Below are 16,216 nucleotides of genomic sequence, written 5' to 3'. Positions count from 1 at the left end.
GTAATAAAGAACTTGTATCCGATATCATCACGGTACCAAGCACCATCAAAATTAAAAGAATCAATAAAACGGTAAGCCTTTTCGTTTGCCGTTTTAATACTTTTACCTCTACCAACTACAGTAAAGCATCTGCCACCTGTGGTTTTAAGATTCTTTACATTCTCTCCATCAATAGCACCAGCAAAGACTAGAGGTAATCTATGAAGCATATTTTTAACTAAAAATGGGTATTTAAGATTAATACTTTTTCCTATTTCTGGATGCATTGGATAACCATTTGAAGCAACTACAACAGCAACGGTGCTTTCATTTGATAGCTCAAGATTAATAGAAGAAATTCGATCCTCATTTACTGCTTTAATTAATTCAACGATATCTGTCTTAATTAAAGGTATCATAGCTTGAGTTGCAGGATCGTTAAATCTAACATGGTAATCTACTAATACAGGACGGTCTTCTTTAATAATAATGGAGAAAGTTAATACACCTTTATAGGCAAGTTGCTCAACCTTAATACCATAAATTGTTGGTTCAATTATCTGTTCTTTAATTAAGTCCTGGTATTCTTTTTTTAACTGGATAGGACAAACAGCACCCATACCACCTGTTGGGATACCTTGGTCTGCTGAGGTATACATGTAATCAGAAGTGAATGGAAGTGCAAGATACCCATTGTTATCCAAAAGTACTGTTACAGTAATTGGTAATCCTGCACAGTGCTCTTCAAGTAAAACTGGTCCAAGTTTAAAAAGTTCATCAGCAAACTCAAGTAAAGCTTTGCTATCTGAAGAGTCAAGCATTATTCTAGATGGAGCAATTGTATTTGACTTTAATACAAAGTGTTCTCCCTCATGTCTAGATAAGAATTTTCCCAATGCTGTTGGAGATTCAAAAAGATTTCTTCTTGGTGTTGGAATATTGTGTCTATCGGTAAAAGCTCTAGCAAAATTTCTGTCCCCTTCAAGCTTTAATGAGCTTAAAGGTGCACCAAATGTGCTAATACCTTTTCGCTGTAGAAAATCAATCATACCAGCAAGCAGTGGTGCTTCTGTACCGATAAATACATGTTGAATATTATATTTTAAGCAAGCATTATATACAGCTTCTTTATCAGAAGGGTCTACTTCTGGTAGATTAGTTGCTATAGATTTTGTTGCTACATTCCCCGGTGCATAAAATAGCTCTGAAATTAGATTGCTCCTGCTGAACCACCATGCAATTGCATGGTCCTTTGCACCTGATCCCAGGATTAAAACTCGCATTTCAGCCCCCTATAACTAAAATGCTAAACTACCAAAAGTGCCGCGTCAAACAAAATCAATAAATATTTTTTTATTAATATCAGCTTTTATTCAAATAGTACTTCTAAAGACTTTAGATAATCATCACGTGTGAGAGCATGAACAATTGTTGCTTTAACACGGGAAGAATTCCTAACACCCTTTAAATATGCTGCTGCATGCTTTCTCATTTCTCTTGCAGCCAAAGCTTCACCAAAGTAAGAAATCATGTAGTCTAAATGCTTGATAATAGTGTTATAGCGCTCTTCAAGAGGAATATCATGATAACTACCACTTTCTAAGAGTTCTTTAGTTTGCTTGAAAATAAAAGGATTTCCAATTGCTCCTCTAGCAAACATAACCCCATCAACATTACATGATTTAACCATCTTAAGAGCATCTTCAGGAGTAAAGACATCACCAGAGCCAAATACTAATACACTTTTATCAACTCTTTCTCTGAGGATTTTGATATCCTCATATGATGCAGTTCCTGAGTAATTTTGACTACGAGTTCTTGCATGGAGGGTAAGTGCAGAAGCACCAGCACTCACGCAAGCATCAGCAAATTCTAGATAGTTAATTGATGAAGAATCCCAACCTAGTCTAAATTTTACTGTAATAGGTACATCGGTATTTTGCTTTAAAAAGCTAACAATGTTGTAAATTTTATCAGGATTTTTCATTAATGCAGATCCACATCCATTTTTTACCACCTTAGGAACAGGACAACCTGCATTGATATCAATTGCAGTTGGTTTATACTCTAAAAGACGAGAAAGAGAGCGCCTAACAGGATCATCATCTGGAGCAAAGATTTGCATTATAAGTTCATCTTCTCCTTCATATCTTAGAAGTAGATCCTCTGTCTTTTCATTATCCCTTGCTAAACCTTCGCATGACACCATTTCAGTAACTGCAATGGCAGCACCATGCTCTCTTGAAATCCTTCTGAAAGCTCTATCAGAATATCCCGCAAGAGGTGCAAGTATTAAGTTTCCATTTATCTCTTTGCTTCCTAATTTCATAATTAAACCTTTATTTAGTTTTGTAATATTTTTAATTGTTCTCTTTTATTCACATCGGCCTTAATAATCTTATACACTGTAGCTGTAATAGGGACTGCAATTAACATACCAATAATTCCAAGTAGACCACCACCTATTGTTACTGCTGCTAACACCCAAAGACCTGGGAGACCTAAAGCTGAACCAACTACACGAGGATATATTAAGTTACCTTCTACTTGCTGTAAGATGATTAAAAATATAATAAAAATCAATGCCTTTATTGGGGACACTGTAAAAATCATAAAAGCACCTAAAAAGCCACCAATGTATGCTCCCGCAATAGGTATTAGTGCTGTAAGGGCAATTAATGAACCAATCATCAAAGCATATGGAAGCCTTAATACCATCATGCCAATAGCACAAAGAGAACCTAAAATAATTGCTTCAGTGCACTGTCCTACAATGTATGAATGAAAGCTTTCATCAAGGACATTAAGTGTATATAAAATCTTTTCATATACTTTACTTGGAAGGTAAGCTTTTAATACTCTCTTTGATTGTGATTTCAATTTATCTTTACCATTTAAAACATAAAGGGCAAACATAAAGCTTAAAAAGATAGTAACAATTCCACTAAATACAGAGAATACAACTCCAAATATATTTGTTATTCCCGATGTTAATACACTTATTATTTGGTTAACTTTTGATTTTAAATCAAAGTTAGAGATTAGGGATGAATAATCTTTTGAGGGTAAATCATACTTTTTTAAAATCTCTGTAATATTAGATAACGCTATAGGAAAGCGCTCAGCAATAAGCTTTATAGAGGAAATTAATTCTGGTATTAATAGCGCTAGAACTGCAAAAATAATAACTAATAGAGTTAGTATCGAAAGGATTAAACATATTATTCTGTTAGCTTTTTTTATATGTTTTTCATAAAAACTCATTAAGATGTTTAAGATGTAAGCTATTATTAGACCAATAATTATTGGTGATGAAATTGCAATAAACTTAATTAAAAAAGTAGAAATACCACTCCAATAGGTAAATAATAAAAATAAAATAAAGATAGAAATACCAATTTTTAATAGTGTTTTATTATTAAGTTCCATATAAATAGAATACACTTAATTAATTGTTTTGTATTGAGCCTTGCGTATTGTTTTTACAAATGTTATTTTTTTTACTATGGCAAAGAAAGAAATTAATAAAGAGGAAGAGGCATACGTATATGTCGTTAAAAACCCTTCCTACAACGATATATGTTTAGCAGCTTGGGATTCTGTACTATATCCTGGAACTCCCGTTGTTTATGAAACAAGATTTGGCCTCGATCTTGGCTTTATTGTAGGGCCAGCTCCAGATGAAAATAATACTTATGTTCCTGGTTCAACATGCGTAAGAGGTTCATGTATTCATTTTGGAGATGTCGAAGAAGAATACTCTGAAGAACAAAGTATTTCAGAAAAAGAAGTACATCAATGTGAATATTGCATGGGATGCCAAGTTACTAAGGAGCCAAGAAAGGTAAGAGTTACTGGGGATGTCTTATTCTTAGACCACCTAGCAACACCTGCTGAAATGGCTAAATACAATGAAAATACTTTAAAAGAAGATGACGCGATAATAGTTTGTAGGGAAAAGATTCAAAAGCATGGTCTAAAGATGAAGCTTATTACAACTCACTTCTTACTTGGTGAGCCTAAGGTAATATTCTTCTTTACCGCAGATGAGAGAGTAGACTTCAGAGATTTAGTAAAGGATCTTGTTGCAGTCTTTAGAATGCGTATCGAGTTAAGACAAATTGGTGTTAGAGATGAATCAAGGTTAATTGGTGGTTTGTCAGTTTGTGGTCGTGATTATTGCTGTCACTGTATTACAGATAAGCTAGAGCCAGTGTCTATTAAAATGGCGAAGGAGCAGAATCTTTCTCTAAATTCAATGAAGATTTCAGGTCCATGTGGAAGACTTTTATGCTGTCTTGCATATGAATATGATTACTACGTTGAAGAAAAGGCTGCAATGCCTGCTGAAGGTTCAAAGATAAAGCTTAACCATGAGCTTTATAAGGTTAGTGAGGTAAATATTCTTTCAAGACGTATTTTACTTCAAGGAGCTGATGGAAGAGTGCTTTATGTACCATTTGATGAGGTTTATTACAATGATGAAAGTCAGCATTGGTGTGTAAGCCAAGAATGGGAAGATGAGATATTCTCTTCTTGATAAAACAAAATAAAGTAAAATATTGTAAAATCATATATTGACCGAAGTTACGCTTTGTGTTAGTTTTGATAATCGCAGTTTTATGCTGTAACTTAAAATAAAAAAAATAATCTACTTATGTAGACTCGGAGGAATAAAGTGGCTAACAGATCAGCTGAGAAGAGAGAGCGCCAGAACGTAAAGCGCAGAATGCATAACCGTATGATCAAGAGCAGCGTTCGCACACAGATCAAGAAATTCGATGCAGCAGTACAGGCTAAAGATAAGGATGCAGCAAAGGTTGCTATGGATCTTAGCTTCAAGCTTCTTGATAGTGCAGCAAGCAAGGGCGTGCTCCACAAGAATACAGCAAGCAGAAAGAAGTCTCGCCTTTATAAAGCTTTTGCAAAGCTTGCATAAGACTTACCCTTTTTAGGGATTAACATCTATTAGGAGAAATAAAATAATGGAAGAGAAACTTACTAAAGCTGCCATAATCGAGAGTCTCCACAACAAGATCGGTCTCTCACGTGCCGATATCCACCGTGTAATTGATGAACTCTTTGAAGAGATTAAAGACGGTCTTAAGGATGATAGAATCATTGAGCTTCGTGGATTTGGTACTTTTGAAGTTAGAACTAGAAAAGGTAGAGAAAAGGCAAGAAACCCTAAGACTGGTGAAGTAGTCTCAGTAGACACCCATGGCGTAGCTATTTTCCGTCCAGGAAAAGAACTTAAAGATTGCATCTGGGATTTAAGAGATGCAAGGCCGGAAGATTAATGATAGGAGTTTTCCGTCTTGATTGATCTTTACAAGAAAAGAAGCCTCAGGACACTGTGTTCTGAGGTTTTATTATTAATTATTTCAGCATTCGTATATTCCATCGCTTTTCCTGGTTTTGTTTCTGAAAAGGGCTTAGGCTTTATTGCATTCTTTGCAATAATTCCAGTTTTGATGGTAATTAAAAATACCTCTTGGAAGGCAGTAGGCTTTCATGGATTTTTATTCGGAGTAGCCTTTTACTGCTTCTTTAACTATTGGCTTCCAAACTTCCATAAAGGTGCAATTGTAATAGTAACGGTAATCAAGGGCACAGAGATGCTTATGCTATTCTTTGCTCTAAAAGCGGCGGTTACCTATTTTAAGCGCTTTGGCTTTTTGCTACAGGGCTTTATATGGGTAAGCTATGCATACCTATCTGAAAGCTGGTTTGCTGGATACCCATATGGTACAATTTGCTACGCTCTTTATAGATATTTACCATTAATACAAATTGCAGAGTACACTGGTATTTGGTTTATTATCTACATGATAATTACCCCACAAGCCTTTATTGCAGCTAACCTTGCAGATAGAGTAAGAGGTAAGGGTGATAAATTTATCACCTACATAAAGAAGAATATTTACTTTCCTATTATCTACGCTATTATCTTTGTCTTATGGTTTACTACAGGTTGTATTCAGTTAAATTACTGGGAAAAGGCAATTCCTGATAGAACTTGGAGGGTTGCAACAGTACAGCATAACCATGATTCATGGCAGGGTGGTTTAACAACCTATAGAAGAAATTTCTCTAACTTAAGAAGGTTATCCCTTGAAGCAATTAGACAAAACCCTGATATCGTTGTTTGGTCTGAAACTGCATTTGTTCCATCTGTTAGCTGGCATATGAATTACTCCTATGAAGGTGCAGGGGACACTATTGGTAACAAAGAGACAGCAGAGCTTGTTAAGGAATTCGTTTCTTTTGCAGAAGAACTTGATAAACCACTATTAACTGGTAACCCAACTGGTGTTTTAAAGGATCCTTCAAAGGGACCAATAGATGAGGAAACAGGAGAGTTAAATAGAACAGACTATAACTCTGTTATTCTATTTGATGATGGAACTATTAAAGGAACTTACAATAAGCAACACCTAGTTCCATTTACAGAGCACTTCCCTTATAAAAAGCAACTACCATGGCTATACAATATCTTAGTTGCATTAGACTATAACTGGTGGGAACAGGGCGATGAGGCTAAGGTCTTTGAGTCTGATGGAGTTAAGTTCTCAACTCCAATTTGCTATGAGGATGTATTTGGCTATCTTCCAGCTGGTTTTGTAAGAAATGGTGCTGATGTAATTGTAAACATGACCAATGATCGTTGGTCAGGTTCTGCAGATGCTGCAGTCCAGCATGCTGCAATTGCAACAGTTCGAAGTGTTGAAACTAGAAAGACTATGGTAAGAAGTACTAACTCAGGTCTTACCTGTATGATACTTCCAACGGGAGAGCTAGTAGATCCTGTTGAGCAATTCAAGATGACTTACCACATCTATGATGTACCAGTTTATACTAGCGAAACATATGGCCACACATTCTACGTTGAACACACTGATATTCTTGCATATGCATCAATTTTTATTAGTGCTGTTACATTAATTGTGGGACTTTGTTTAACAATTTTGAAAAAGGTAAAAAAATGAATAATACTACAGCTTCTTTAATCGTTATTGGTAGTGAATTAACTCGTGGAATTATTGCTGATAAACATGGTCAGTTAGTATCAAGAGAGTTAACTAAGCTTGGTTATCATATGAATGAAATCATAGCTATCCCTGATGATGGTACTATTGAAGCTGTACTATTAAGCGTAATTAAGCATAACGACGTAATTATCATCACAGGCGGGCTTGGACCAACTAGTGATGATATGACTCGTCTTACAATTAGTCATGTAGCGGGTAAAGCCTTAGTTAAAAATGAGGAAGCCTATCAACGCCTATACAAAAGAGTAGGTGAAAGAATACATGGTGCAAATGAAAAGCAAAGCTATTTCCCTGAGGATTTTAAAACTATATTAAACCCAAATGGCACTGCAGAAGGCTTTTATGGTAAAGCTGATAACACTTTAATTATCTGTCTTCCTGGACCACCTAGAGAAATGGAACCTATGTTTAGGGAATTTGTATTACCATACCTTGCACATCTTAATGGACATGAAGAAAAGCCAAGATTTGAGTATTCAACCTTTTTAATTGCAGAAGCAAAGCTTGAGGAATTAACTAAAGAGGTCGACTCTGAAATTAACTGGGGAACACGTTTCCAGGATTACAGAATTTCTCTCTACGCTGAAGGTGATGAGAAAAAGGTTAATAGTGCTATTAAGCGTCTTCAAGAAAAGTGTGGTAATGAGCTAATTATCCCAGGTGATAATACAGCACTTTCATCATTAACTAAAACTTTAAGAGAAAAAGGTCTTACTATTGCATCTGCTGAAAGCTGTACAGGAGGACTATGCTCAATGCTCTTAACCGAAGAAGCTGGAGCTAGTGTCTATTTTAATGGTGGAGTAGTTTCATATGCTCCTTCTGTAAAGGAAGGCCTTTTAGGTGTTGGTAGCACTACTATAAAGTGTTATGGAACAGTAAGCGAGAATTGTGCAATTGAGATGGCAGAAGGTGCTTTAAAGAAAACTAATAGTGATTATGCTTTCTCTGTTACTGGTGTTGCTGGTCCAGATAAAAGTGAAGGAAAGGATGTAGGTACTGTTTGCTTTGGCTTTGCAGGAAAAAATCGAGTAAGTCAAGCAGTTACTCTCCACTTCACAACATGGGGACGTGCTTCTGTTAGAAGAAAGAGTGCTACAGCTGCTTTTATTTTAGCTAATCACTTTATCCTCTCTGATAAGCCACTTATTGACATAACTTGTATGTGGGATTATATTTAAGTCGTTAATCAGATTATTCAATTAGAACTAATAATATATTCTAAATTAATATACTTACACGTTTAATTTTTTGGAGAATAATTTTCATGGCAGATGAAGATTTGTTTGTCGACAGCCAGGTTCAGGCTGTTTCTTCACAAGAAGAAGGTGAAACAAAGAAAAAAAGAGTCGTAAAGACTAAGAAAGTAATTAAAGTTAAGGTTAAGCCAGCTGAACCTACTGAAGTAAAAGAAGAAAGTAAAGAAGAAGCTAATTCTGTTGAAGTTGAGAAGGTTGAAAAACCAAAGAGAAAGCTTCAGAGAAAGCCTAGAAAGAAGGTTAATCCTAAGACTGAAGAAAAGAGTGTAGATGAAGATCAACCAACTTTAATAGATGTTGAAGAAGGTGCTAACGTAGAAAGCCAAGAGGCTCCTAAGTTAGAACTTGAAGAAGCTCCTATAAAAGAAATCATCCCAACCGAGATTGTTAAAGAAGAAGATAATCAAAGTGAAGTTGTTACTCCTGATGTTAAGGAAGAAGCTTCTACAGAGGAATCTCAAGAGGTAAGTGATAATACTCAAGCTCAAGATAGCGAAGAAGATAACTCTAAAATCAATAAGTTTAATAAAAAGAATAAGTTCAATAAAAATCAAAAGCCAAAAAGGGAAGAAATAATTGAAATAAATCTTGAGGAAAATCCTGATGCTCCTCTACTTTTTGTTTCATACCTTACAACACTTCCTGTTGATACACTTCGTAACCTTGCTCGTGAGAAGGGAATTAGCGAAGAAGTAATTTTAGATTGCAGAAAGCAGGACTTAATTAAGGAAATGTGCCGTCTACACACTTCAACTGGTGGTGCTTTAATGGTAGAGGGTACAATTGAAATCTTACAAGATGGATATGGTTTTTTAAGATATTCAATTAATAGCTATCTCTCTGGAAGTGAGGATGTTTATCTCTCTGCTGGTATGATTAGAGGTTGTGGCCTCAGAACTGGTGATACCGTTTATGGTCAAATTAGAACACCAAGAGAGACAGATAAATTCTACTCAATGTTTAGAGTAATGAAGGTTAATAATCAAACACCTCAAGAAGCAAAGCTTAGAGTTCCATTTGATACCTTAACTCCACTTTTCCCTGATGAGAAATTAAATTTACAATACATTTCAGACTCCGAAAAACCAGAGGATATGGATATTGCAACTAGAGTTGTAGATTTATTCTGTCCAATCGGAAAAGGTCAGCGTTCATTAATCGTTGCTCCTCCAAGAACTGGTAAGACAGTATTAATGCAGAAGATTGCAAATGCAATTACTACAAACCACCCAGAGGTTAAGTTATTCGTACTTCTTGTTGATGAGCGTCCTGAAGAAGTAACTGATATGAGAAGAAATGTTCAAGGTGAAGTTGTTGCATCTACCTTCGATGAGCAAGCTACAAGACACGTTCAGGTTGCTGAAATGGTTATAGAGAAAGCAAAGCGTTTAGTTGAACTTCATCAAGATGTTGTAATCTTACTCGACTCAATTACACGTCTTGCTAGAGCATATAACCAAACTGTTCCTGCATCTGGAAAGATCTTATCTGGTGGTGTTGATTCTAATGCACTTCATAAGCCAAAGAGATTCTTCGGTGCTGCAAGAAATATTGAAAATGGTGGCTCTTTAACTATTATTTCAACAGCGTTAATTGAAACAGGTTCAAGAATGGATGAAGTTATCTTTGAAGAGTTCAAGGGTACAGGTAACAACGAAATAGTTCTTGATAGAAGAATGGCTGATTCAAGAAAGTTCCCTGCTATTAACATTAAAAAGTCTGGAACTCGTCGTGATGATCTATTGTTATCAAAGGACGAGCTTACTCGCCTCTGGTTATTAAGAAATGCTGTTTCTAACATGGATGATTTAGAGATGAGTGTATTCCTAATTGACAAGATGAAGAAAACACACAATAATAAAGAGTTCCTAGGCTCTATGTCAGGTGCCGCAGTTAATTCTGCAACCCAGACAATGAGTGTATTAAAATGATGCTTGTCATCTGTGAAAGCAGATGATGTAAGATATAAGATTTGGAGGATTACAATGAAGAAGGATTTACACCCTAACTATCAGTTACAGGAGATTACATGCTCATGCGGTAACGTTATCAAGACTAAGACAACAGCTAAGAATATGCACGTTGAAATTTGTTCAGCTTGCCACCCATTCTTCACTGGTACTCAGAAGCTTGTTGACTCAACAGGTCGTGTAGAACGCTTTAACAAGAGATACGCAAAGAACAACTAATCTTTTGCTTAGTGTAATTAGAGGAGGTAGAGTAATGATTCTACCTCTTTTTTTTGTTGTAGCTGTTTAGTTATTTTATCAAAGTACAACATTTATCTTTTCATTGTTTTTTACAAACGTGCTTATATTATTTGAAAAATAAGCACGTTTGGAAGAAATTTTTAGTTGTGATAGTACATTACTATTTCAGATTTTTTTATATGATGTTATTTCTTTTTTTATTCAATCAAACAAGGAGAGTGTCTGATACGACTCCCCTATAAAATACTCTAATCAGAATGCATTATTTCAATTACATATTTTTCTTTTAACTTTGAACATCTATTCTGTGCAATGATTCCTTCATGCTGTAATCTCCCAGCTACAATTCCTGGATGAATTCCTATTGAATTAGCAAACTCAACTATCTCATCATCAGATGTATATTTTGATGGTGCTAATCTTCTATAATCTACAGGTGGAATCAAATAGTTTTTTGCAAATTTATCAGCTTCTATTTCCAATTTATCGTTGATATTCATCATTTCTTCAATTGAACTGCTGATGAAAACGGTTTTGATTTTCTGTTGTAAAACATGCTTGATTTCATGGAATAATGAAAACCAAAACTTATCTGCATCAAGGCCTCGATTATTCATAGCTAGTACTACTCTGTCATCTGTTACCCATTTTACAGCACCATTCACGCCTGAATTTTTCAAGTGAGGTAATAAAACAAATGCAATACCACATTCAGCAAAGATTTTACGCATTCTCGGTAAGAAAACATCAGGTGTCTTAACAGTCATGCCTCTAAGCTCTGGTAAATACTCTTTTAGTTTTTCACTATTATAAGGTTTTGTATTAATACATTTAGAGAGATTCATAGCTGTTTGAATCCATGCTCTAGAATTAATGATATTCTTTTCACTATTGCAAGATGTACTTGATCTAAAGTTTACTAGAAAATCCGCCTGCAACATGATTCGTAAATCTGCAACCTGAAAAAACTTGCATAAATTTATCACTTTATCATTAATATTTCTTGCTATTGGTAAACCAACTACATCAATAAAGTATTTATAATCTATCTCTTTTGCAAGTTCAGCCTGTTCATCAATATCCTTAGCCTGCTGTATCTCTATCAATTTCTGATCATAAGAATTCTGTAAATTTTGCCAAACTTCAACACTAGTTCCAAGCATCACAGAAAGCTTCTTTGCTAAGTCATTTGAGATATTAGCTTGGCCATTGATTAATTGACTCAAGGTCTTTGGAGTTGTTCCCATTCTTGTAGCAAACTCAGCTTGATTAATTCCCATATCCTCAATGATATCCGCAATATAATATCCAGGGTGAAATGCCACTATATCTTTATATTCTTTTATATTACTCATAATGGTTCGACACCTCCGTTACTTTTACAATTTTAATCATTATGCATTGAGCTAAAATGTCTCCTCCTATAATTTCGTTTCCATCGTTATCACAGGGAACCATTGTAACTCTATATCCAGTATTACCCAATCGTATGCTCCATTCATCTTTTCTATCACCTTTTAAATGTTCAAAATGAAATGGAGGATACTTAGCAATATCCATTAACGAATCTGCATTAATAATAAAATTTTCTGCAGATAGAAGTTTCTTTTTTACTTGTTCAGGATATCTCCATTTTTTTGTACTCAGAACAAAACTGTTTCTTTGCAGTATCATTCTTATACATTATTTGCATACCTAAACTTTTTCCTTACTAATAATTTTATTACCTTTTAGGTAATTAAAATCTTATCATTATTAATTAATAATTCCAATATATTTTATTACTATTTTGGTAATAAAACTTGAATTAATAATTTTTGTATAGAAAAAGAGGTACTTTAATAGTTAGTTTCTTCTACTTCTTAGATATCTATTTTATGAATTCAATTGAATGTACTAAGATATTAATTTCTCTATTGAAATCAAAATACTAGTTTTCATTTTATTAACTATATACAGGGGTATTTTCCCAAGTGTATTTCATACCTATATCTTTAACTAGTTCTATTAGATATTTTTCTTCTGCTGATAAAAAACAAACCTTTCTCCAAATTGCATAGTATTCACGCGTGATAGAGAAATCAGTATTTAATTCTCTTATTATTCCTCTTTGAATACTATCATTTACTGTTTTATTAGAAAGAAGTGAAACGCCAAAGCCTTCTTCTACAAGTTTAAGAGCATGTTCTCCTGAGTTACAATTCCATTCCGGTTTCAGATTTACAAATTGACTTTCTGCATATGAGTCAATTAAATGTCTAATACTACTTCCTTTTTTAATAAAAATTAAACTCTCCTGGGCAATATCATCAATTGTATATACATCTTGTTCTGATTTTAATTGATAATCAAAACCTGCTACCATTACAATTTTATCATCTCCAATTTTTACACTATCAATATTAACATCTGTGAGCTTTTGCTGAATAAACCCAACATTATAAATTCCATTTAATATACCATCCATAATTTTAGCAGGATGTTCTTCTGTAATATGAAGCTGACATGATGGATATTTTTTATGAAATAAAATTGTAGCTTGCTTTAATACATATGGACCAAGACCAGAACTACATCCAATGCTAATTTCTCTCATTTGTCTTGTACTTGAAAAATTAGCTCTTAATATTTCCACTTCCTTAAGAACTTTTAATGCTTTTTCATAACAAGTTTTTCCTTGAGGAGTAATGTGAATAGATTTTTTTTCTCTAATAAAGAGTTGTATATCAAACTCTTGCTCAAGATCAGCTATCATCCTACTTACTCCAGGCTGTGTCATGTTCATCCTATCTGCAGCTAATGTCATAGAACTCAGCTCTGCAACAGCACAAAAGACTTCAATTTGTGTTAATGTCATAAAAACCTCTGTTTAAGTATAATATAATTATTATGAATTATATAATAAATAATAATTTTACAGTATGAATATTTGGTATTATGCTGAAATCACAAAAGGAGAAAAACATATGAAAAAAATTCTTATAATGATGCTTATAGCATTACTTCCATTTGTACTATTTGCTAATGGAGCAAAAGAAGCAGAGCAAGTTCAAGATGATCCTAATGAGACTCTTGAATTAGTATTAATGACAAAGGATTCAACAGCTTCTGGCTTCAAGGATTGGATTAGCTTGGTTGAAAAAGCTTGTAATTTAAAAATTACAGTTGTTGCAACTCCAACAAATAGTAATGACAGACAAGCAAAAGTAACTACAGTACTTTCAACAGCAGATAAGAGTGTTGATATCATTACTGTAAATGATGAAATGTATACAGCATTTAAGAATACATGTTGGCTAGCTTCATTAAATGATGTAATGACAGCAGAGGTTAGAAAAGAATTCCCACAAGCTTACCTCAATGACATGGTTATTACAAAAGAAGGCAATATTTATTCTGTACCAATGTATTTCAGTGTTCTAGGATGGTTCGTTAATACAGATATCATGAAAGAGTGTGGTGTAGAAAGTATTGCTACATATGATGATTTTATTACATTAATAAAGAAGGCAACATCAGGTGATAGATATGGTTATGCTGATGCATGGGATAGTGCATATGCATTTAATAGCCTTGGTAGCTTTATCAACCTATTTGGTGGTGATTATTACAATTGGAATGATCCTCAAACACAAAAGGGTGTACATGAACTTGTCAATATTTTAAGAGAAGGTTATACAACAAGATCTCAAATGGCAGACCAATATGAGCAAGTATATCAAAACCTCGTTGCAGGTAAGAGAGCTGTAGGCTTACTATATACTAACCAAATTGCAAAGTTTAATAAGGCAGGTTTATATACTCCTAATGGTCCAATTACAATGATTGTCCCTCCTGTTGCTAATGAAAAAGTTGGTAGTGTAGCATATTGCTCAAGCTGGCATTATATTTTAAACAATGCATCTGAACATAAAACAGCAGCTAAGAGATTCTTAAATTATGCAGCATCTAAGCAAGGTCAGCTTGACTATACAAAGTGCTTTGGAACATTCCCTGCATACCTTGAATTACTTTCAAATCCAGAACTAGATAACCTTACAGGTATTAATGAAATGAGAGAGTATGTTGAAAAAGTAACTCTTCGTGGTCGTCCAATAGTTGCAGAAGCAATGGAATACATTTCTGAAATTGGTAACCTCTTCCACAGACTCCTCCTCGAAGAGATAAGTGAAGCAGACTTCTTCGCATCAGCACAAAAAGCAACAGAAAAATATATCTGATTTAAGGATAAATCTTATGAAAAACATTGATCTCAATAGAAAAGCAAAGAATAGCAAACTTAAAATAGCATGGCTATTTGTATTACCAGTTCTTTTAATAAGGGGATTTACTACTGTATATCCAATGATAGTAACTCTTTATGACAGTTTCTTTGAGATCAAGTTACTTAAAGGACCTGGTGCAAAATTCATTGGACTAGGAAACTTTATAACAATTTTTAAAGATCCTAAGTTGATATTATCAATTAAGTTTACACTTATTTTTACAGTGTGTTCAGTTTCATTTCTAATAATTCTGGGCACACTACTATCCCTGCTTTTAAATGTAAAAATGGCAGGAAAAAGATTCTTGAGAACTATTGTCCTTATCCCATGGGCAATCCCTATGGTCGTTGTTGGAAGAGCAGCAAGATGGGCTTTCAATGATAATTTTGGATTCATTAATGACCTAATTAGAATGATTAATCCATCGTTCCATGTTGATTGGCTATCTGCTTCCACAACGGCAAGGTTCTCAGTAATAGCAGTAGACCTATGGAAGAATATACCTTATTTTGCAATTCTCTGTCTTGCCGCTCTACAGTTCCTTTCTGATGATATTTACGAAGCAGCAATAATTGATGGAGTAAACAGAGTGCAATCATTCTTCTACATTACTCTACCAAACATAATGACAACTATTTTAAACTTGGCAATATTTTTCACTATTTGGAGAATGACTAGTTACGATATCGTATATGCAATGACATCTGGAGGTCCTGCAGATTCAACCTCACTACTTGCATATCGAATTATGACAGAATCATTTACAAATCTAAATGTTGGATATGCTTCGGCAATTGCTATAGTACTATTCCTCTTTATGGCTGTAATAAGCCGAGGAGGAATGAGATTAATTAAAAAACTTGAGAAATAGGAGGGATCAAAATGGCTAATATAAGGAAAAACGATATTATCTATAAAACATTTATTTATGTAATAATGGCTATTGTATCTTTCTTGATACTTTTCCCTCTGTTTTGGATATTTACATCCTCAATAACACCTGACACAGAACTATTTAAAACACCAATTGATTACTTTCCTAATCATCCAACTCTAGCAAGTTATCAAAAACTATTTCGAGATTGTGGATTATTAGAAAAGATAGTTAATACTTTTGTTATTACTATACCTGCAATATCAATAAATGTAATTGTATGTATGATGGCTGCTTATGGATTTGGTAGGCATGATAGTAAAGGACTTTCAATTGCATATGCATTAATTGTCTTTTCAATCATGGTACCTGCAGTTGTTAAGGCTCGTCCTTTATTTACATTCTTTAGAAGCGTTCATATGTATGATACTTTTATTGGTTTAATAATTCTTTATTGTAGTAACCTAATACCTTTCTCGATGGTAATACTTGGAGGTTTCTTAAAAGATATTCCAGTTTCAATGGATGAAGCTGCAACAATTGATGGTGCATCAACATTTCAAAAACTTGTTTATGT

16 protein-coding genes are annotated in these 16,216 nt (G+C 34.2%); 10 read left to right on the top strand and 6 right to left on the bottom strand.

Annotated features, from left to right (window positions below):
* From purD to SOY52_RS01240, 3 genes are all read right to left on the bottom strand, one after another.
* Positions 1 to 1,262: phosphoribosylamine--glycine ligase (gene purD, locus SOY52_RS01250; protein ID WP_320847170.1), on the bottom strand; the 1,262-nt coding region annotated here is incomplete at its 3' end.
* Positions 1,263 to 1,348: 86 nt separating this feature from the next.
* The gene (gene dusB / locus SOY52_RS01245) at positions 1,349 to 2,308 is read right to left on the bottom strand and encodes a tRNA dihydrouridine synthase DusB (protein WP_320847169.1); all 960 of its coding nucleotides are present in this window, start codon (positions 2,306 to 2,308) and stop codon (positions 1,349 to 1,351) included.
* A gap of 14 nt (positions 2,309 to 2,322) precedes the next feature.
* Positions 2,323 to 3,408: an AI-2E family transporter gene (locus tag SOY52_RS01240; RefSeq protein ID WP_320847168.1), complete on the bottom strand. Its 1,086-nt coding sequence runs from the start codon at positions 3,406 to 3,408 to the stop codon at positions 2,323 to 2,325.
* A gap of 76 nt (positions 3,409 to 3,484) precedes the next feature.
* Between SOY52_RS01240 and SOY52_RS01235 the strand changes: the two genes are divergently transcribed.
* From SOY52_RS01235 to rpmE, 7 genes are all read left to right on the top strand, one after another.
* Positions 3,485 to 4,519 carry a regulatory iron-sulfur-containing complex subunit RicT gene (locus SOY52_RS01235; RefSeq protein ID WP_320847167.1) on the top strand — a complete coding sequence of 345 codons (1,035 nt, stop codon included), beginning with the start codon at positions 3,485 to 3,487 and terminating at the stop codon, positions 4,517 to 4,519.
* Between the two features lie 138 nt (positions 4,520 to 4,657).
* Positions 4,658 to 4,918, top strand: a complete 261-nt coding sequence (gene rpsT, locus SOY52_RS01230; protein WP_320847166.1) for a 30S ribosomal protein S20 — start codon at positions 4,658 to 4,660, stop codon at positions 4,916 to 4,918.
* 46 nt (positions 4,919 to 4,964) lie between these two features.
* Positions 4,965 to 5,279, top strand: a complete 315-nt coding sequence (locus tag SOY52_RS01225; RefSeq protein WP_320847165.1) for an HU family DNA-binding protein — start codon at positions 4,965 to 4,967, stop codon at positions 5,277 to 5,279.
* An 18-nt stretch (positions 5,280 to 5,297) separates the two neighbouring features.
* The gene (gene lnt, locus SOY52_RS01220; protein ID WP_320847164.1) at positions 5,298 to 6,968 is read left to right on the top strand and encodes an apolipoprotein N-acyltransferase; all 1,671 of its coding nucleotides are present in this window, start codon (positions 5,298 to 5,300) and stop codon (positions 6,966 to 6,968) included.
* Entirely contained in the window at positions 6,965 to 8,212 is a 1,248-nt protein-coding gene (locus SOY52_RS01215) for a CinA family nicotinamide mononucleotide deamidase-related protein (protein WP_320847163.1), read from the top strand. The genes lnt and SOY52_RS01215 overlap by 4 nt, the downstream gene beginning before the upstream one ends.
* Before the next feature lie 86 nt (positions 8,213 to 8,298).
* Positions 8,299 to 10,221 carry a transcription termination factor Rho gene (rho, locus tag SOY52_RS01210; protein ID WP_320847162.1) on the top strand — a complete coding sequence of 641 codons (1,923 nt, stop codon included), beginning with the start codon at positions 8,299 to 8,301 and terminating at the stop codon, positions 10,219 to 10,221.
* Between the two features lie 54 nt (positions 10,222 to 10,275).
* Complete coding sequence (gene rpmE / locus SOY52_RS01205) at positions 10,276 to 10,479, top strand: 50S ribosomal protein L31 (protein ID WP_320847161.1); 204 nt, start codon at positions 10,276 to 10,278, stop codon at positions 10,477 to 10,479.
* A gap of 269 nt (positions 10,480 to 10,748) precedes the next feature.
* Here the strand turns inward: rpmE and SOY52_RS01200 are convergent, their stop codons facing one another.
* From SOY52_RS01200 to SOY52_RS01190, 3 genes are all read right to left on the bottom strand, one after another.
* Complete coding sequence (locus tag SOY52_RS01200; protein WP_320847160.1) at positions 10,749 to 11,855, bottom strand: HigA family addiction module antitoxin; 1,107 nt, start codon at positions 11,853 to 11,855, stop codon at positions 10,749 to 10,751.
* Positions 11,848 to 12,060 (bottom strand): hypothetical protein, encoded by a 213-nt coding sequence (locus SOY52_RS01195; RefSeq protein ID WP_414429576.1) that lies wholly within the window; start codon positions 12,058 to 12,060, stop codon positions 11,848 to 11,850. Before SOY52_RS01195 ends, SOY52_RS01200 begins: the two co-directional genes overlap by 8 nt.
* A 385-nt stretch (positions 12,061 to 12,445) precedes the next feature.
* Positions 12,446 to 13,357, bottom strand: coding sequence for a LysR family transcriptional regulator (locus SOY52_RS01190; protein WP_320847158.1), 912 nt, complete (start codon positions 13,355 to 13,357; stop codon positions 12,446 to 12,448).
* Between the two features lie 109 nt (positions 13,358 to 13,466).
* On the opposite strand from SOY52_RS01190, the gene SOY52_RS01185 reads away from it, so the two are divergent.
* From SOY52_RS01185 to SOY52_RS01175, 3 genes are all read left to right on the top strand, one after another.
* Entirely contained in the window at positions 13,467 to 14,720 is a 1,254-nt protein-coding gene (locus SOY52_RS01185) for an ABC transporter substrate-binding protein (RefSeq protein ID WP_320847157.1), read from the top strand.
* Between the two features lie 16 nt (positions 14,721 to 14,736).
* On the top strand, positions 14,737 to 15,636 hold the full coding sequence (locus SOY52_RS01180; protein ID WP_320847156.1) for a sugar ABC transporter permease: 900 nt from the start codon (positions 14,737 to 14,739) through the stop codon (positions 15,634 to 15,636).
* Positions 15,637 to 15,647: 11 nt separating this feature from the next.
* Positions 15,648 to 16,216 (top strand): carbohydrate ABC transporter permease (locus SOY52_RS01175; RefSeq protein ID WP_320847155.1); only part of this gene is annotated, 569 nt, incomplete at its 3' end.

Source organism: Bullifex sp., from assembly GCF_034103065.1.
GTDB lineage: Bacteria > Spirochaetota > Spirochaetia > Sphaerochaetales > Sphaerochaetaceae > Bullifex.
This window is presented reverse-complemented; position numbering and strand designations above follow the sequence as displayed.